Annotated in this window: 1 protein-coding gene; it reads right to left on the reverse strand. The window is 66.9% G+C overall.

All coding sequences use genetic code 11. The annotated features are described in order from the left end of the window. On the reverse strand, positions 1–248 hold a 248-nt coding region (locus SB754_RS22105), incomplete at both ends, for a hypothetical protein (RefSeq protein WP_410784437.1).

The following is a 248-nucleotide window of genomic DNA, read 5'->3' on the forward strand; positions in this document are numbered from 1 at the left end:
CGAGGAAGTCGGTGAACTGACTGAAGACGAGCGCACGATGCCCGTCGGCGGTGATCTCGTCGAGCAGTTCGGCGAGCGCCGTCAGCTTCGCGCTCGTCACTCCGGGGAGATCGGCAGCGTCGCCGAAGGCGGGATCCAGCGCCTCGCGGCGCAGCCGCGTGAGCGATGCGAGGATCTGGATCTGGTTCTTGTTGACGTCGTCGAGCAGGCCGAGGAGCTTCTGTTGTTCGCGCCGGAAGCGCCGCTCG

Source organism: Leifsonia sp. SIMBA_070 (genome assembly GCF_046534635.1).
GTDB lineage: Bacteria > Actinomycetota > Actinomycetes > Actinomycetales > Microbacteriaceae > Leifsonia.